1 protein-coding gene is annotated in these 515 nt (G+C 69.5%); it reads left to right on the top strand.

Annotated features, from left to right (window positions below; all coding sequences use genetic code 11):
- Positions 1-515, top strand: a 515-nt coding sequence (locus ACT3SQ_RS19305; RefSeq protein WP_444601629.1) for an ATP-binding protein, incomplete at both ends; no start/stop codon positions are given.

Genomic DNA, 515 nt, shown 5'->3' with positions numbered 1-515 from the left:
TGGCAGGAGACCGCCTCCTCCATCCCCGCCCCGACCCAGTCGGCGCTGGCGACCCTGGAATGGATCCACCGCGCTGAGAACCTCGCCATCAGCGGGCCCTCCGGCACCGGGAAGACCCACTTCGTCGAGGCGATCGCCCACCAGGTGATCGACGCCGACATGCGCGTTGCCTGGTTCACCCTGGAATCGCTGACCACCGCGATCGGACGGGCCAGCGTCGATGGGTCGATCAACAAGGTCATCGCCCGGATCACCCGCGCCGACCTGATCGTCGTTGACGACATCGGCATGCTCCCGGCAGGGCAGGCCGCCGCCGAAGCGTTCTACCGCCTCGTCGACGCTACCTACGAACGGCGGAGCCTGGCCGTGACCAGCAACCTCCACCCCGCCGGGTTCGACACCTTCATGCCCAAGACCCTCGCCACCGCGACCGTCGACCGGCTCCTCCACCACGCCCACGTCCTCACCACCGAGGGCACCTCGATGCGACTGGCCGAGGCCACCGCCGGACGCGG

It is taken from the genome of Brachybacterium sp. AOP42-C2-15, assembly GCF_052377065.1.
In the GTDB taxonomy this organism is placed as follows: Bacteria; Actinomycetota; Actinomycetes; order Actinomycetales; family Dermabacteraceae; genus Brachybacterium.
The sequence above is the reverse complement of the archived record's forward strand: the minus strand, read 5'-3'. Positions and strand labels throughout refer to the sequence as shown.